Origin of the sequence: Pseudomonas sp. B21-019 (assembly GCF_024749225.1) — a bacterium.
Lineage (GTDB): Bacteria > Pseudomonadota > Gammaproteobacteria > Pseudomonadales > Pseudomonadaceae > Aquipseudomonas.
This window is the reverse complement of sequence record NZ_CP087193.1, coordinates 5,957,632-5,973,922: the sequence shown is the minus strand read 5'-3', so window position 1 is coordinate 5,973,922 and position 16,291 is coordinate 5,957,632. Positions and strand designations below refer to the sequence as shown.

16 protein-coding genes and 1 pseudogene are annotated in these 16,291 nt (G+C 60.5%); 9 read left to right on the top strand and 8 right to left on the bottom strand.

The features are described from left to right. Positions 1-53: 53 nt before the first annotated feature. Both LOY36_RS26915 and LOY36_RS26910 read right to left on the bottom strand, forming a co-directional pair. Positions 54-599 carry a twin-arginine translocation pathway signal protein gene (locus LOY36_RS26915; RefSeq protein ID WP_258671499.1) on the bottom strand — a complete coding sequence of 182 codons (546 nt, stop codon included), beginning with the start codon at positions 597-599 and terminating at the stop codon, positions 54-56. 28 nt (positions 600-627) lie between these two features. Beyond that, positions 628-2,058, bottom strand: a complete 1,431-nt coding sequence (locus LOY36_RS26910; RefSeq protein WP_258671497.1) for a coniferyl aldehyde dehydrogenase — start codon at positions 2,056-2,058, stop codon at positions 628-630. Between the two features lie 146 nt (positions 2,059-2,204). Here LOY36_RS26910 and LOY36_RS26905 point away from each other — a divergent pair, with 146 nt between their 5' ends. Both LOY36_RS26905 and LOY36_RS26900 read left to right on the top strand, forming a co-directional pair. Further along, positions 2,205-2,876, top strand: coding sequence for a TetR/AcrR family transcriptional regulator (locus LOY36_RS26905; protein WP_018928685.1), 672 nt, complete (start codon positions 2,205-2,207; stop codon positions 2,874-2,876). Between the two features lie 33 nt (positions 2,877-2,909). After that, a complete protein-coding gene (locus LOY36_RS26900; protein WP_258671495.1) occupies positions 2,910-3,764 on the top strand; it encodes a sulfurtransferase in 855 nt (284 codons plus the stop codon). Positions 3,765-3,815: 51 nt separating this feature from the next. On the opposite strand, the gene LOY36_RS26895 is transcribed toward LOY36_RS26900, so the two are convergent. From LOY36_RS26895 to LOY36_RS26875, 5 genes are all read right to left on the bottom strand, one after another. After that, positions 3,816-4,658 carry an AraC family transcriptional regulator gene (locus LOY36_RS26895; protein ID WP_258671494.1) on the bottom strand — a complete coding sequence of 281 codons (843 nt, stop codon included), beginning with the start codon at positions 4,656-4,658 and terminating at the stop codon, positions 3,816-3,818. A gap of 3 nt (positions 4,659-4,661) precedes the next feature. Further along, positions 4,662-5,672 (bottom strand): hydrolase, encoded by a 1,011-nt coding sequence (locus tag LOY36_RS26890; protein ID WP_258671493.1) that lies wholly within the window; start codon positions 5,670-5,672, stop codon positions 4,662-4,664. Between the two features lie 73 nt (positions 5,673-5,745). Next, entirely contained in the window at positions 5,746-6,363 is a 618-nt protein-coding gene (gene rsmD / locus LOY36_RS26885) for a 16S rRNA (guanine(966)-N(2))-methyltransferase RsmD (RefSeq protein ID WP_258671492.1), read from the bottom strand. After that, complete coding sequence (locus tag LOY36_RS26880) at positions 6,363-7,853, bottom strand: pitrilysin family protein (protein ID WP_258671491.1); 1,491 nt, start codon at positions 7,851-7,853, stop codon at positions 6,363-6,365. The genes rsmD and LOY36_RS26880 overlap by 1 nt, the downstream gene beginning before the upstream one ends. Further along, positions 7,846-9,201 (bottom strand): pitrilysin family protein, encoded by a 1,356-nt coding sequence (locus LOY36_RS26875; protein WP_258671490.1) that lies wholly within the window; start codon positions 9,199-9,201, stop codon positions 7,846-7,848. Before LOY36_RS26875 ends, LOY36_RS26880 begins: the two co-directional genes overlap by 8 nt. A 345-nt stretch (positions 9,202-9,546) precedes the next feature. Between LOY36_RS26875 and ftsY the strand changes: the two genes are divergently transcribed. The 4 genes from ftsY (at position 9,547) to rpoH (ending at position 13,728) form a co-directional block, all read left to right on the top strand. Beyond that, positions 9,547-11,070: a signal recognition particle-docking protein FtsY gene (ftsY, locus tag LOY36_RS26870; protein ID WP_258671488.1), complete on the top strand. Its 1,524-nt coding sequence runs from the start codon at positions 9,547-9,549 to the stop codon at positions 11,068-11,070. Then, positions 11,067-11,738, top strand: coding sequence for a cell division ATP-binding protein FtsE (gene ftsE, locus LOY36_RS26865; protein WP_018928694.1), 672 nt, complete (start codon positions 11,067-11,069; stop codon positions 11,736-11,738). The genes ftsY and ftsE overlap by 4 nt, the downstream gene beginning before the upstream one ends. Continuing rightward, the gene (gene ftsX / locus LOY36_RS26860; RefSeq protein WP_258671487.1) at positions 11,735-12,760 is read left to right on the top strand and encodes a permease-like cell division protein FtsX; all 1,026 of its coding nucleotides are present in this window, start codon (positions 11,735-11,737) and stop codon (positions 12,758-12,760) included. The genes ftsE and ftsX overlap by 4 nt, the downstream gene beginning before the upstream one ends. Positions 12,761-12,873: 113 nt before the next feature. Then, positions 12,874-13,728 (top strand): RNA polymerase sigma factor RpoH, encoded by an 855-nt coding sequence (gene rpoH, locus LOY36_RS26855; RefSeq protein WP_007897890.1) that lies wholly within the window; start codon positions 12,874-12,876, stop codon positions 13,726-13,728. A gap of 161 nt (positions 13,729-13,889) precedes the next feature. Here rpoH and mtgA read toward each other — a convergent pair whose 3' ends face one another. Beyond that, positions 13,890-14,612 carry a monofunctional biosynthetic peptidoglycan transglycosylase gene (gene mtgA, locus LOY36_RS26850; RefSeq protein ID WP_258671485.1) on the bottom strand — a complete coding sequence of 241 codons (723 nt, stop codon included), beginning with the start codon at positions 14,610-14,612 and terminating at the stop codon, positions 13,890-13,892. A gap of 74 nt (positions 14,613-14,686) precedes the next feature. On the opposite strand from mtgA, the gene LOY36_RS26845 reads away from it, so the two are divergent. The 3 genes and pseudogenes from LOY36_RS26845 (at position 14,687) to LOY36_RS26835 (ending at position 16,288) form a co-directional block, all read left to right on the top strand. After that, positions 14,687-15,058, top strand: coding sequence for a DUF423 domain-containing protein (locus LOY36_RS26845; RefSeq protein ID WP_019650216.1), 372 nt, complete (start codon positions 14,687-14,689; stop codon positions 15,056-15,058). 170 nt (positions 15,059-15,228) lie between these two features. After that, positions 15,229-15,429, top strand: a complete 201-nt coding sequence (gene thiS / locus LOY36_RS26840; RefSeq protein WP_177324956.1) for a sulfur carrier protein ThiS — start codon at positions 15,229-15,231, stop codon at positions 15,427-15,429. Positions 15,430-15,492: 63 nt separating this feature from the next. After that, positions 15,493-16,288: pseudogene (locus LOY36_RS26835) on the top strand (thiazole synthase). Positions 16,289-16,291 lie beyond the last annotated feature (3 nt).

Here is a 16,291-nt window from a genome sequence, read left to right as displayed (position 1 = left end):
ATGTTTTGGGTGCGATGGTGAGGCGGCTTGCCCGCGAAAGGGACGCCACGGTTTCAGACCGTAGGCGGCCCCGGATACCCACAATGCACCCAAGACTCCGCCCGGCTGTACCACGCCATCATCACCATTTGCAGCAACGAGCTATGGCCCATGCGCAGCAAGCTCAGCGAGCTGTTTTCCCAGCGATCGAGAAAGTGCCGGATGTCTTCGCTGCTGGCATTTTCCCAACTGCCCCAGATCCCGGTCAGTGGGCCGCGGGTGATGCTCATCCCCAGCACATCGAACAATTGCCGGGTCAGCTTGAGCATTTCCGGCGACAGGTGATCGAGGCTGTAATCCAGGCTTTTGAGGGTGCCTTCGACGGCGGCCGGCATCTTCTCGACGATCACGGCACCGTCGAGCATTACCGGGATCAGTGCCCGCAGAAACAACAGGTCACCGCTGCGCAAAGTCGCGAAACCGCTGGCCGCCGTGCTCGACGAGCAGCCGCTGAGGCTCGCGCCTAATCCGGCCGTGGCCAGAAAGGCGCTGGCGCCCAGGCTGAATTTAAGCAGGCCGCGCCGTGACAGCGCGGGTGTGTCGGACAGGCTTGGGCTCATTATTGTTATTACCCGGCGGTGTTGATCGTTAGCGGATAAACAGCTTCTGGATCAGTTTCTGAATGGATTTGCCGTACGGCGGATAGATCAGCTTCGCCGCGTTGAAACGCTGTTTGATCAGCACGCCCTTGGCCTTGCTGAAGGTCAGGAAACCCTCATGGCCGTGGTAGTGGCCCATGCCCGAGGCGCCGATGCCGCCGAACGGCATGTCGTCCTGGGCAACGTGCAGCAAGGTGTCATTGAGGCATACGCCGCCGGAATGGGTTTCGTGGAGAACACGGTTTTGCTCGCGCTTGTCGTAGCCGAAGTAATACAGCGCCAGCGGACGAGGCCGTTGGTTGATGTAGGCAAACGCTTCATCGAGATCCTTGTAGGGGACGATCGGCAACAACGGGCCGAAGATTTCGTCCTGCATCACCGTCATGTCGTCGCTGACGTTGAGCAGCAGGCTATGCCCCATGCGTCGGCCCTGGCCCTGATCGAACAGCGGAATCAGCAGCGCGCCCTTGCTGGTGGCGTCGCTGAGGTAGCCGTTGAGCCGCGCCAGTTGTCGCTCATTGATGATGGCGGTGTAGTCCGGATTGTCGGCCAGGGTCGGATAAAACCCGCGAACTGCCTGGCGATAGGCTTCGACGAAAGAGCCGACGCGGTCTTCCGGCACCAGCACGTAGTCCGGGGCGACACAGGTTTGCCCGGCGTTGAGGGTCTTGCCGAAAGCGATGCGTTCGGCGGCATCCTTTAGCGGTACATCGCGGGAAACGATGGCCGGGGACTTGCCGCCCAGTTCGAGGGTCACTGGGGTCAGGTTTTCGGCGGCGGCGCGCATCACGTGTTTGCCGATGCTGGTGGCGCCGGTGAACAGCAGGTGATCGAAGCGCAGCCGGGAGAACGCCACGCCGATGTCGGCCTCACCGAGCACCACGCAAACCAGGTCTTGAGGGAATATCCGCCCCAGCAATTCCTTGAGCAGCAAACCGGTGGCGGGGGTCGATTCGCTGAGTTTGAGCATCACCCGGTTGCCCGCCGACAACGCCCCCACCAGTGGCCCGATGGCCAGATACAACGGGTAGTTCCAGGGCACGATCACCCCGACTACGCCCAGCGGTTGATAAACGACTTTGGCCGACGCCGGTTGAAAAGCGATGCCGACTTTACGCCGTGAGGTTTTCATCCAGCCTTTGAGGTGTTGGCTGGCGTAGTGAATACCATGCAGGCTGGGCATCAATTCGGCGAGCAGGGTTTCGTCGGCGCTGCGGTGGCTGAAATCCTGGCTGATGGCGTCGACCAAGGCCTGGCGCTCATTGCTCAACAGGTCCCGCAACGCCTTTAGCCATTGTTGGCGCTGAGCCGCGGGTGGCATCGGGTTGCCTGCATACGCCGCGCGTTGAGCATCGAACAGGGATTGGAGCTCGTCCAGAGGCTGCTGCAGGTTCTTCAGGTAGGCGATGTCAGCAGGCATGGTCGGCTCCGGATTTATTGTAATGAGAGGATTTTTAGAGTCTATGCTCTAGAAAGTCAAATGACATCCTGACGCAGCTTTGTTTTATCCACTCCCGGATAGGTCGTAAGATGCCCGTCACCGCACTCTGAATTAAAGCTCAAGCCATGGCCCCTCGGATCAAAACCAGCGAGCGCATCGTGCAGAACAGCCTGGAGCTGTTCAATCAGCAGGGCGAGCGCAGCATCAGCACCAACCACATTGCTGCCCACATGGAGATTTCTCCGGGCAACCTGTACTACCACTTCCCCAACAAGCAGGCGATCATCGCTGTGCTGTTCAGTGAGTACGAAAGCCTGGTGGACAGCTTCCTGCGCCCGCCTCAGGGCCGCGCCGCGACGGTCGAAGACAAGCGCTTCTACCTCAAGGAATTGCTCGCTGCCATGTGGCGCTATCGGTTTTTGCATCGCGACCTCGAGCACTTGCTCGACAGCGATCCCGAGCTGGCCGCCCGTTACCGGCGCTTTTCCCAGCGCTGCCTGATCCAGGGCACCGCCATTTACGAAGGGTTCGTAGCCGCTGGCATCCTGAACATGGATAAGGTTCAGATCGAGTCCCTGACGCTGAACGCCTGGATCATCCTCACGTCGTGGGTGCGGTTTCTGTGCACCACGCGGGAAAACTCCAACCACTTGAGCGAGCAGGCCATTAAGCGCGGCGTGTATCAGGTGTTGGTGCTTGAGGCAGGGTTCGTTACCGATCAATCGCGCGACGCGGTAAATGCGCTGTTCGACGAATTTTACGTACCGCTGGCCCAGGCGCTGGAAGAAGTGCATTAGGATTCAAGACTGACAACATCACAGGAGCCCGTTATGCCCATTGCGCAACTGATCAGCCCGCAAGCGTTGGACCTGAAAAAGGAGACTCCGGGGCTGGTGATTCTGGATTGTCGTTTTGCCCTCGAAGACCCGGATTACGGTCAGCGCAGCTATGCCGAAGGGCATATTGCCGGGTCGAGCTTTGCCGATCTCGAGCGTGATCTGAGCGGGGCGGTGGTCAAGGGGGTTACCGGGCGTCATCCGTTGCCTGAACCCGAAAAGCTGATCGAGCGCCTGCAAGCCTGGGGCATCAATGCCGACAGCGAAGTGGTTTTGTACGATGACGGTCCTGGCGCCTACGCGGCGCGGGCCTGGTGGTTGCTGGCCTGGCTGGGCAAGCGCGACGGTGTGTTCATTCTCGATGGCGGGCTGAAGGCCTGGCATGCCGCCGGATTGCCCCTGAGTCTTGATCCGCCGTCGATCACTCGCGGCACCTTCACCGGGACGCCGGATGCTTCGCTGGTGCTCAGCGCCAAACAGCTCCAGAAACGTCTCGGTCAGCCCGCATTGACCTTACTCGACGCCCGCGCCATGCCGCGCTTCAAGGGCGAAGTGGAGCCAATCGATCCGATTGCCGGGCACATCCCCGGCGCACAATGCGCCGCGTTCACCGAAAACCTGGGCAGCGACGGGCGTTTTCTGCCCGCCGATCAGCTCAAGCAGCGGTTTGCCACGAAGCTCGGTGATCGTTCGCCGACGGAGCTGGTCGCGTATTGCGGTTCCGGCGTGACGGCCTGCCACAACCTGTTCGCCCTGTGCCTGGCGGGTTATCCGTTGGGGTCGTTGTATGCCGGTTCGTGGAGCGAGTGGATTAACGATCCCGCGCGAGGCGTCGCCACCGGCGAGTAAGCGCAGAGCCGATGTGGGAGCGGGCCTGCTCCCACATTTGGATCTTCGTTGTCATCTATGGTCGGGCAATTGCCGCGCGCTGCGATATGCTCCCGGTCCAACGCCATAAACCTGCTTGAATTGCCGGCTCAGATGACTCTGGTCGGCAAAACCCAGTTGCGTCGCGACTTCCAGCGGCAGGCAACCGCCCTGTAACAACGCCCGTGCCCGAGCGATGCGCTGCTGCATCAACCAGGCGTGCGGCGGCATGCCGGTGGCGCGGCGGAACACCCGGGCGAAGTGGAAGGGGGACAGGTTCACCGTCGCCGCCAGTTCTTCCAGCGAGGGCGGCGCCGCCAATTGCGATTGCAGCCGTTCCTTGGCCAAGGTCACTGCGCGGTGTTCCTTGCCGGGTTTGCCGGCGATCGGGACGGCTGCGTGGCGTTGCAACAACGACAGCATCATTTCCCGCCAGACCGTTTGCTGCTGCAGGGCCGAGGATGGACTTTCCAGCAGCCGATGCAATTGGCAGAACCCCCTCACCAGATCCGGGTCGCGGTACAGCGTGGCGCCAAACACCGGCAAGGTGTCGCTCGGCAGTTCAAGCTCTTCCAGCAGCGAGAGAATTTGCCCGCTGTCGGGATAAAACGCCCGGTACAACCAACCGTCTTCCGTACCTTTGTGGCCGGTGTGCAGTTCGTCCGGGTTGATCAGCACCAGCGTGCCGCTGCCCGCCAGATGCTCGGCACCGCGATAGCGATAACGCTGGGCGCCGGCCATGATCATGCCGTTCACATAGCCGTCATGCACATGAGGGGCGAAACGGTGCTCGATGTAGCGCGCAGACAACAACTCGACCCCGGCCAGCGGTGCCGTTTGCCAGAAGTGGATCGACTCGCCCTGATCGACTTCCACTGTTTACTTGCGCCCTGTGGCGGCCAGCCATTGGGGAATGCGCCGTTCCAGGTAGTAACCCGGTTGTCTGAACGAACCCTCGACGAAACCGACATGCCCGCCCTTGGCCTGCAGCTCGAATTGAGTGCTGGCGGACAATTCATCGGCTTGCGGCAGGCTATGCGGAAACACAAACGGGTCGTCAGCCGCCTGGATAATCAGGGTTGGCGTGCGAATCTCTCCAAGGAAATAACGACTCGAAGCGCGACGATAGTAATCTGCAGCATCGGCGAAACCATTGAGCGGTGCGGTGACCCGGCCGTCGAAGTCCCAGAAGGTACGCAAGTTCTCCAAAGAGCCCAGCGCCTCCAATGCCGCCAGGCCAACCTCATGGCCCTCATGCTGGAATCTGCGCTGTTTGTTCTTGATGTAGGCGACCATCTCTCGCATGAAATGCGCTTGGTAGAACTGGGAAAAACCCTGGCTGATACGATCGGCACAGTGATCGAGGCGAAACGGCACCGACACTGCCACCGCACCAAGTACACCGCTGTTGCTGCCGGTTTCACCCAGATGCTTGAGCAACACGTTACCGCCCATGGAATAACCGACCGCATACAGCGGCGCGAGGGGGCGTTGGGTGCGCAGGTGCCTGATGGTTTCGGCCAAGTCTTCACTGGCCCCGGAATGGTAGCTGCGCGGCAACAGATTGGGCTCGCCGGAGCAACCTCGCCAGTTCAACGCGACGCTGGCCCAACCCTGGGTGCTCAGCGCCTTCTGCATCCCGGCCACATAAGGCGAATTCGACGAGCCGGTCAGGCCGTGCAATACCAGCACCAACGGTGCATTCGCGCTGTGTGGGCCGTGCCAGTCCAGGTCAAGGAAATCGCCATCTTCAAGCCACAATCGCTCGCGCTCACGCTCGATATGTGTGGTTTTGCGCCATAGCGGTCCCCACAAGGTTTGTAAGTGCGGATTACCCAGGCCGTAGGCGGGCGTGAAGGCAGGGGTGAAACGTTCTGGCAGATGGGACACGATTGCTCTCGATGCTGCGGCGCGTACCCGCAGCGTTAGCTGACTGAGCTTCGCACCGTTTTCTCAGGCCGGACTAGCCGGCGATCCCTGCCATACGTTGCCACAACGCGTAGTACACACGTCCCGATTTTTGCTCCCGATGCAGGCGCCAATTTTCTGGCAAACCCAATATCGACGGTGCGCTTTCGCTTTCAGTGTAGACCCACGCATCGTCAGCCAGCCAATGACGTTCTTCGAGCAGAGTGCAAACCACAGGCAACAGATTCTGATTGAACGGCGGGTCGAGGAATACCAGGTCGAACGCCGTGGCCGGTTGGGTTTCCAGATAGCGCAAGGCGTCGGCAGTCTGTACCTGGCCGTTGGTGCAGCGCAGGGTGCCCAGATGTTCTTTCAGGCTGGACACCGCAACGTTGCTGGCGTCCAGCGCCTGACCCATGGCCGCGCCACGGGACAAGGCTTCCAGGAACAGCGCGCCGCTGCCGGCAAACGGATCGAGTACCTTGGCCCCGGCGACGTAAGGCGCGAGCCAGTTGAACAGGGTTTCACGCACCCGGTCCGGCGTTGGGCGCAGGCCTGGGGCGTCAGGGAAACTGAGCTTTCGGCTACGCCATTCGCCACCGATGATACGCAGTTGGTTTACACCGTTATGCACGTTGTGAACGGGTTTCTTTGGACGGGATGAACTGGCCATTAATGCTCCGGAACCCCGAGCGGCTGCTCGGCAGGTTTGTCAGTAGGGGCCGGCAACGGCTTTTGTGGCACGGTCGGGCCAGCGCTGACGATGACCAGTTTATCCGTGCTCAGGTGTTTGCTCAGTGCGGCTTTGACTTGCTCGACGGTCAGGCTCTGGGACTGTTGCATGAAGTCTTCCAGGTAGCTCAGCGGCAAGTTGTAAAAGCCCATGGCGCCGAGCTGACCGACGATATCGGCGTTGCTGGCGGTGGACAGCGGGAAGCTGCCGGCCAGTTCACGCTTGGCGTCGTCGAGTTCTTTCTCGGTGGGGCCGGTCTTAAGGTAGTCGGCGAGCACATCCTGCACCAGTTTCAGGGTGCCTTCGCTCATTTCGGCGCGGGTTTGCAGGTTGATCATGAACGGGCCACGAGCCTGCATCGGGCTGAAACCCGAATACACGCCATACGACAAGCCACGCTTCTCGCGCACTTCGCTCATCAGCCGGGTGCCGAAACCGCCGCCGCCAAGAATCTGGTTGCCCATGGACAGCGCTGCATAATCCGGATCGTCACGGTCGATACCCAGTTGCGCGATCATCAGGTTGGTCTGTTTGGACGGAAACTCAATGTGGCCGATGCTGGGCTTGGGGTCGGTCGGTTGTTCGACTTTCGCCAGGGCCGGGCCTTTGGGCAGGTCGGCGGACACTTGGGCGGCGACCGCCTCGGCTTCGGTTCGCGACAGGTCCCCTACCAGCGCAATCACCACGTTGCCGGCGGCGTAGGCTTTCTGATGGAAGGCTCGCAACTGCGCCAGGGTGATCGGTGGAATGCTCTTCGCCGTGCCGTCGCTGGAGTGCGCATACGGGTGATCGCCATACAAGCGGTTCATCAGCTCCAGGCTGGCGAGTTTGCCGGGGTTCTGTTTCTGGAATTCGAAGCCGGCGAGCATCTGGTTCTTGATGCGCGCAAACGAGTCGGCGGGGAAGGTCGGTTTGCCGACGACTTCAGCGAACAGCTTCAAGGCAGGCTCGCGTTTGTCCACGGCACTGAGGCTGCGCAAGGAGGCAAGCGCCATGTCCTTGTACGCGCCGTTGCTGAAGTCGGCGCCCAATCCTTCGAAGCCCTGAGCGATGGCGCCGACGTCTTTGCCGGCTACACCTTCGTTGAGCATGGCGTTGGTCAGCAGTGCCAGGCCGGGTGCATCGCCGTCCTGGCTGCTGCCGGCGGCGAAGATCAGGCGCATGTCGAACATCGGCAACTCACGGGCTTCGACGAACAGCACCTTGGCGCCTTCGGCGGTGTTCCAGGTCTGCACGTTCAGCGAGCGATGGCTTGGGGCCTTGCCGTCGAGTTCGGCCAGCGATTGCAGCTTTTGGCTGGACTTGGCCTTGTCGAGGGCTTCGCTGGCGTTGGACTCGTCGGGTTTTGACAGATAGAAGGCGGCAGACCCGATCAGTGCAACAGCGATCAGGCCGATCAGGGCCAGACGCGACTTTTTACGCTCACTCATGAGTCGTCTCCTGTGGCAGTACATGGGCGACGCTGAGACGTTCGCGGGTGAAATACAGCTTGGCGGCCTTCTGGATGTCTTGCGGGGTCACGCTTTCCAGGTCGGCGAGTTCGGTGTCCATCAGTTTCCACGACAGGCCGACGGTTTCCAGTTGGCCGATGGCGGTGGCCTGGCTGGTGATCGAGTCACGCTCAAAAACCAGGCCGGCAATGACCTGCGCTCGTACCCGCTCCAGTTCTTCAGCGGATGGCGCGGTGGTTTTCAGTTGTTCGAGCAGTTTCCACAGGCCGGCTTCGGCCTGGGCCATGGTTTTATTTTTCTGGGTGTTCGGCGAAGCCGACAAGGTGAACAGGCTGTCGCCACGGGTATAGGCGTCGTAGCTCGACGACCCGCCGGACACCAGCTCTTCGCCGCGTTCCAGTTGCGTCGGGATGCGGCCGCTGTAGCCACCGTCGAGCAGGGCGGAAATCAGGCGCAGGGCGTTCACCGATTGTTTGTCTGCGGCTGTGGCGATGCTCGGCACGTTGAAGGCCAGCATCAGGCTCGGCAATTGGGTCTGCACATGCAGGGTGATCTTGCGTTCGCCGGGCTCAGCCAGCTCCAGCGGGATTTTCGCCGGTGGCACGTCGCGCTTGGCGATCGGGCCGAAGTAACGCTGGGCCAGGGTTTTGACTTCGTCCGGGGTCACATCGCCAACCACCACCAGGGTGGCGTTGTTCGGCACATACCAGGACTGGTACCAATGGCGCAGCTCTTCGACTTTCATGCGATCGAGGTCCGCCATCCAGCCGATGGTCGGCGTGTGGTAACCGCTGGCGGGGTAGGCGATGGCCATGAAACGTTCGTAGGCCTTGGACATCGGCTTGTCGTCGGTGCGCAGGCGACGCTCTTCTTTGATCACCTCGATTTCGCGGGTGAACTCGTCGGCCGGCAGGCGCAGGTTGGCCATGCGGTCGGCTTCCAGTTCGAAGGCTACGCCCAGACGGTCGCGGGCCAGCACCTGGTAATACGCGGTGAAGTCGTCGCTGGTGAAAGCGTTCTCCTCGGCACCGAGATCGCGCAGGATCAGCGAGGCTTCGCCGGGGCCGACTTTCTCGCTGCCCTTGAACATCATGTGTTCCAGTGCGTGGGACAACCCGGTCTGGCCCGGGGTCTCGTAGCTGGAGCCGACCTTGTACCAGATCTGGGAAACGACGACCGGCGCACGATGGTCTTCGCGCACGACAACCTTCAGGCCGTTGTCGAGGGTGAATTCGTGGGTCGGTTGTGGATCGGCAGCCAGGGCCGAGAGGGGCAGACAAACTGTGCTGAGCAGCAGGCCTGCAGCGCGGCGGGCTAGAGCATTCATTCGTTTTTAAACCTGTTGGGCTGCCCGCTTGGTCTTAGCGTCGGCGGGCGAGAGGGTGCTAGGATACTGATCCGTTTTACTGGCGGCCACGCCTATCAAGCCTTTGATCGGCTTGCAGGTTGTATGGGTTACCGGCAGAAGCTTTGAGTTTGTCAGCTAAACTCTGCGTTTTCGCCGACGATGCCGTTCCAGTCCTTCGTATTAGTCGACCTTTGAGGCGCCGTTGGCTCCTCGACAAAATGTTGCGCGTGAACAAGCTGGATGAATCGCAGTCTGTTCAGCATCGAATTATTTATTTGCCGAGGCGCCTTTTGGCGCGTCGCTACCGTGAGATAGCCGTCCTCCATGTTTGGTTCCAACGACGACAAGAAGACCCCAGCTGCGGCTGGTGAGAAGAAAAGCCTGTTCGGATGGCTGCGCAAAAAGCCGCAGGAACCCGTTATCGAACAGCCACAGCCACTTTCTGAGCCAACCCCGGCACCGGTTATAGAGCAAAAGCCTGCGCCGATTGCCGAGCCGGTGCTGCAACCTGCGGCCGCGCTCGTACCTGAAACCGAAGTCGCGGCCCCATTGCCGCTGACGCCAGTTGCCACGCCGTGGCTGACTTTGCCGGTAGCGGAAGAGCCGGTGGCGCTGGTTGAAGATGAGCAAGCGCCGCACATCACTCCACCGATTCCGGCCCCGACTGCGTTTGCTCCGGAGCCGGTTCGGGCGCCAGTGGTTGAACCGGCAGCTGTTGCTCCCGTGTTCGTGGCCGAACCTGCACCGGTGGCTCCAGTGCCAGCATTTGTTGCTCCGGTTGCTCAAGCGCCAGAACCTGCACCTGCACCTGCACCTGCACCTGCACCTGCACCTGCACCGGTCATCGCTCCTGTTGCCGCCACACCGGTTGCGCCCCTCGAAACTCCAGTCGAGCCTGTGCGTACCGAAGAGACCAAAGCCGGTTTCTTCGCCCGTCTCAAGCAAGGCCTGTCCAAGACCAGCGCCAGCATTGGCGAGGGCATGGCCAGCCTGTTTCTCGGCAAGAAGATCATCGATGACGAACTGCTCGAAGACATCGAAACCCGTTTGCTGACCGCCGATGTCGGCGTCGAAGCGACGTCGGTGATCATTCAGCGTCTGACTCAGAAAGTCGCCCGCAAGGAGCTGGCCGATGCCGACGCGCTGTACAAATCCCTGCAAGCCGAATTGGCAGCGATGCTCAAACCGGTCGAGCAGCCGCTGAAAATCACCTCGCAGAACAAGCCGTTCGTGATTCTGGTGGTCGGCGTCAACGGTGCCGGCAAAACCACCACCATCGGCAAGCTGGCGAAAAAGCTGCAACTGGAAGGCAAGAAAGTCATGCTCGCCGCCGGTGACACCTTCCGCGCCGCAGCGGTCGAGCAACTGCAGGTCTGGGGCGAGCGCAACAAGATCCCGGTGATCGCCCAGCACACCGGCGCCGACTCGGCTTCGGTAATTTTCGACGCTGTGCAGGCCGCCAAGGCCCGTGGCATTGATGTGTTGATCGCCGACACCGCCGGTCGCTTGCACACCAAAGACAATTTGATGGAAGAGTTGAAGAAGGTTCGCCGGGTGATCGGCAAGCTCGACGCCGACGCGCCTCATGAGGTGCTGTTGGTGCTCGATGCCGGTACCGGCCAGAACGCCATCAACCAGGCCAAGCAATTCAATCAGACCGTCGAACTGACCGGCCTGGCGCTGACCAAACTCGACGGCACCGCCAAGGGTGGGGTGATTTTCGCCCTGGCCAAGCAGTTTGGCTTGCCGATCCGTTACATCGGCGTTGGTGAAGGCATCGACGATTTGCGTACTTTTGAAGCAGAACCCTTTGTCCAGGCATTGTTTGCCGAGCGGGAGCGTTCATGATTCGTTTCGAACAGGTCGGTAAACGCTACCCGAACGGTCACGTCGGCTTGCATGAGCTGAGCTTTCGAGTCCGTCGGGGCGAATTCTTGTTTGTTACCGGCCATTCCGGCGCCGGTAAAAGCACCTTGTTGCGGCTGTTGCTGGCCATGGAACGTCCGACCACCGGCAAATTGCTGCTGGCCGGGCAAGACCTGAGCACCATCAGCAACGCACAGATTCCGTTCCTGCGCCGACAGATCGGCGTGGTGTTCCAGAACCACCAGTTGCTGTTCGATCGCACGGTGTTCAATAACGTCGCGTTGCCGTTGCAGATCCTTGGCCTGTCCAAGGCCGAGGTCGTCAAGCGCGTGGACTCGGCCCTGGAGCGCGTGGCGCTCTCGGACAAAACCGATCTCTACCCCGGCGACCTGTCTACCGGCCAGCAACAGCGCGTCGGCATCGCTCGCGCCATCGTTCACCGCCCGGCCTTGCTGCTGGCGGATGAACCGACCGGTAACCTAGACCCGCGTCTGGCGGCAGAAATCATGGGCGTGTTCGAAGACATCAACCGTCTGGGCACCAGCGTGCTGATCGCCAGTCACGACCTGGCGCTGATTGCCCGCATGCGTCATCGCATGCTGACCCTGCAGCGTGGTCGATTGATCGGCGACGGGGAGGCCGGCGTATGAGTGCGACACGTAGCCCCAAGGTTTCCGAGCGCGTGGCCCCGAAGGCCGCCGATCCGCAACCACAGCAGAAGAAAAAACGCGACGATGACGATGGCCCGGATTTCGCCACGCTGTTCCGCGCCTGGATCGAAAGCCATCGCGCCAGTCTGCTGGACAGCTTGCGTCGCTTGGGCAAGCACCCGATCGGCAGCTTTTTCACCTGTATGGTGATGGCTGTGGCCCTGAGCTTACCGATGGGCCTGTCACTTTTGCTGAATAACGTCGAGCGTCTCGGTGGCTCCTGGCAGCGTGCGGCGCAGATTTCCCTGTACCTGCAACTTGAGGCCAGCCCTGAGCAGGGCGAGTCGTTGCGCGAGCAGATCAAGGGCATGCCGGGCGTAGCGGATGCCGAATACGTGGGCCGCGATCAGGCACTGGAAGAGTTCCAGCAGCAGTCCGGACTGGGCGAAGCCCTTAAGGAACTGCCGGAAAACCCCCTGCCGGGCGTGGTTCTGGTGACACCGAAAGAGGTCGACAAGCCCGGGCTTGAAGCATTACGACAAAAACTTTCCGAGTTGCCGAAGGTACAACAGGCCCAACTTGATCTAGTCTGGGTCGAGCGTCTGGCGGCCATCCTCAAGCTGGGCGACCGTTTTGTCTTCGGTCTGACCGTGCTTTTGGTTTCTGCATTACTTTTGGTGATAGGCAATACCATTCGTCTTCATATTGAAAACCGCCGCACAGAGATAGAAGTGATTAAACTCGTCGGCGGCACGGACAGTTATGTGCGCAGGCCCTTTCTGTACATGGGCGCGCTTTATGGCTTCGGTGCGGGGATTCTTTCCTGGGGCGTATTGGCGTTCGGCCTGAACTGGCTGAACGACGCGGTGGTTGGACTGGCCGGTTTGTACGGCAGTGATTTTGCGCTGGCCGGAGTGCCAGTTGCCGACGGTCTGTCGCTCTTGCTTGGCGCGGTGCTGTTGGGGTATATCGGTGCATGGATTGCAGTCGCACGCCACCTGCGGGAGCTTGCGCCAAAGTAATATCATTTTGCTCGTATTGACCTTTCAGCGTTTATGGGAACTTGTTTTTTGGTTTCCGGTCAATTTTCGCAGTGCTGAACTGCACGAGTTATGTAAGTCGGAGGTTTTTTCGTATGACCAATTCTTTGCAGCCTGCATATGCTCTGGTCCCGGGTGCGAACCTGGAGGCCTATGTGCACACGGTGAACAGCATTCCATTGCTGACGCCGGAGCAGGAGCGTGAACTGGCCGAGAGTCTCTATTATGAGCAGGATTTGGGGGCGGCTCGGCAGATGGTGCTCGCCCACCTGCGTTTTGTCGTACACATTGCCCGTAGCTATTCCGGCTACGGCCTGGCCCAGGCTGACCTGATCCAGGAAGGCAACGTCGGCCTGATGAAAGCGGTCAAGCGTTTCAACCCGGAAATGGGTGTGCGCCTGGTGTCCTTTGCGGTGCACTGGATCAAGGCGGAAATCCACGAGTTCATCCTGCGCAACTGGCGGATCGTCAAAGTCGCGACCACCAAGGCTCAGCGCAAGCTGTTCTTCAACCTGCGCAGCCAGAAGAAACGTCTGGCCTGGCTGAACAACGAGGAAGTCCACCGTGTGGCGGAAAGCCTCGGCGTAGAGCCGCGGGAAGTACGCGAGATGGAAAGTCGCCTGACCGGCCATGACATGGCCTTCGACCCGGCCGCGGAAGCGGACGACGACAGTGCCTTCCAATCGCCGGCCAACTACCTGGAAGACCACCGGTACGATCCGGCTCGTCAACTGGAAGACGCCGACTGGAGCGACAACTCCAATCACAACCTGCACGAAGCACTTGAAGTGCTGGACGACCGCAGCCGCGACATCCTCTACCAGCGCTGGCTGGCAGAAGAAAAAGCCACGCTGCACGACCTGGCGCAGAAGTACAACGTGTCGGCCGAGCGTATTCGTCAGCTCGAGAAGAGCGCGATGAACAAGCTCAAGTTGTCGATCGCCGCGTAACCCACGCGAAGGCAATAAAAAACGCCCCGATCATTGATCGGGGCGTTTTTGTTTGAAGATCAAAAGATCGCAGCCTTCGGCAGCTCCTACAGGGTTTCGCATTCCTATGTAGGAGCTGCCGAAGGCTGCGATCTTTTTCTACCTGCCGATTCGAATCCAAATCATTGCGCCCACGGTGCCCGGCGCGAATCGTTGAGGCCGACCAGATAGCTGTCACCGCCCAACTGATTCATCTGCTGGCGAATCCACCCCGCCCGCCTTGCAACGTAAGAAGTCGGATGGCTGGCACTCCACACTCGCGGGTTCGGCAGTACCGCCGCCAGCAAACTTGCCTGCTGCCGGGACAGCGAACCAGCGCCCACGCCAAAGTGATGCCGGGCCGCTGCTTCGGCGCCGAACACGCCTTCATCCCACTCGGCACTATTGAGGTACACCTCAAGAATCCGCTGCTTGGGCCAGAACACTTCGATCAACCCGGTAAACCAGGCTTCCAGGCCTTTACGCAGCCAGCTGCGGCCAGACCACAGAAAAAGGTTTTTCGACACTTGCTGGCTCAGGGTGCTGGCGCCGCGAATCGAGCCGCCGCGCTCGTTATGTGCAAACGCCGCCTGAATCGCGCTGAAATCAAAGCCCCAATGCTCGGGAAACTTCTGGTCTTCACCGGCAATTACCGCGACTTTCAGGTCGTCGGAGATTTCATCCCAAGGTTTCCAGGTGCGTTGCAGGTCGATGGGCTCGCCGTCGAACCAGGATTCGATCTTGCGCTCGACCATTAATGCCGTTCCCGGTGGCGGCACCACCCGAAACAGCAGAACCAGCAAAACGCTGCCGACCGCGAACCAGAGCAGGGCCTTTATGAAACGACGGAAAATTAACTGCAGCATAGAGATGGCTTGGCCGAACCCGTTGAGCCGGCCATTATACAGACCCTGTTGATCGAGTCTGACTGGAGTTCTTCATGCTGCGTGGCTTTCTGATGCTGGCCGCTTTCTTCGGCTTCACCGGCGTTGCCTTGGGCGCATTCGCCGCCCACGGCCTGAAAAACCGCCTGACGCCTGAGTATTTGGCGATTTTCCACACGGGCGTCACTTATCAACTGGTGCATACCCTGGCGTTGCTGGGTGTTGCATTGCTGGCCACGCAGATTCCCGGTCGTCTGATTACCTGGGCCGGCGCCTCGTTTGCCATTGGCATTGTGTTGTTTTCCGGCAGCCTGTACCTGCTGACGATGACCGGCGTCAGCAAGCTCGGGATCGTTACACCGTTCGGTGGCCTCGCGTTTCTGGTCGGCTGGGTTTGCCTGGGGCTTGCCGCCTGGCGGCTGAGCTGACCTTGTAGGAGCTGCCGCAGGCTGCGATCTTTTGATTTTGTTCTTTTGTAAGTCGAAAGATCGCAGCCTGCGGCAGCTCCTACAGGATCGTGTTTCAAGACGAATGGCTTGGGTCGACCTGACTGATCGGGCTAGAATGCCAGCCCCTAAAAATGATGGCGGCATTCGGCATGCGCATTCAGTTGAACGGCGAATCCCTTGAACTGCCCGACGGTGAAACCGTTGCGGCCCTGCTGACCCGTCTGGAACTGACCGGGCGCCGGGTGGCGGTCGAGCTCAATCTGGATATCGTCCCGCGCAGCCAGCACGCTGAAACCGCGCTGAACGACGGCGACTCGGTCGAAGTGGTACACGCCATCGGCGGCGGCTAGCCGTCTGGCCCGAGCGGCCACAGAATCATTGTGCAAGAACCTCACCCCAACAGAGGATTTCCCATGAGCATCGTTCGTAGCGACAAGCCCTTCGTCCTGGCCGGTCGTACTTACCAGTCGCGTTTGCTGGTAGGCACCGGCAAGTACCGTGACATGGAAGAAACCCGCCTGGCCATCGAGGCTTCGGGTGCCGAGATCGTCACCTTCGCCGTGCGCCGGACCAACCTCGGCCAGAACCCGGGCGAACCGAACCTGCTCGAAGTCCTGTCGCCGGATCGCTACACCTTCCTGCCGAACACTGCCGGTTGCTACGACGCCATTGAAGCCGTGCGCACCTGCCGCCTGGCCCGTGAGCTGCTCGACGGCCACAACCTGGTGAAGCTGGAAGTGCTGGCGGATCAGAAGACCCTGTTCCCCAACGTGATCGAAACCCTCAAGGCCGCCGAAGTGCTGGTCAAGGAAGGCTTCGACGTGATGGTGTACACCAGCGATGATCCGATCATTGCCCGTCAACTGGCGGAAATCGGCTGTATCGCGGTCATGCCGCTGGCTGGTCTGATCGGCTCGGGCCTGGGGATCTGCAACCCGTACAACCTGCAGATCATCCTCGAAGAAGCGAAAATTCCGGTGCTGGTGGATGCCGGTGTCGGTACTGCCTCCGACGCCACCATCGCCATGGAGCTGGGCTGTGAAGCGGTGCTGATGAACTCGGCCATCGCCCATGCCCAGCAGCCGATCATGATGGCCGAAGCCATGAAACACGCCATCGTGGCAGGTCGTCTGGCCTACCTCGCCGGGCGCATGCCGAAAAAAACTCTATGCCAGCGCCTCCTCGCCGCTGGATGGTCTGATCAAGTAAGAG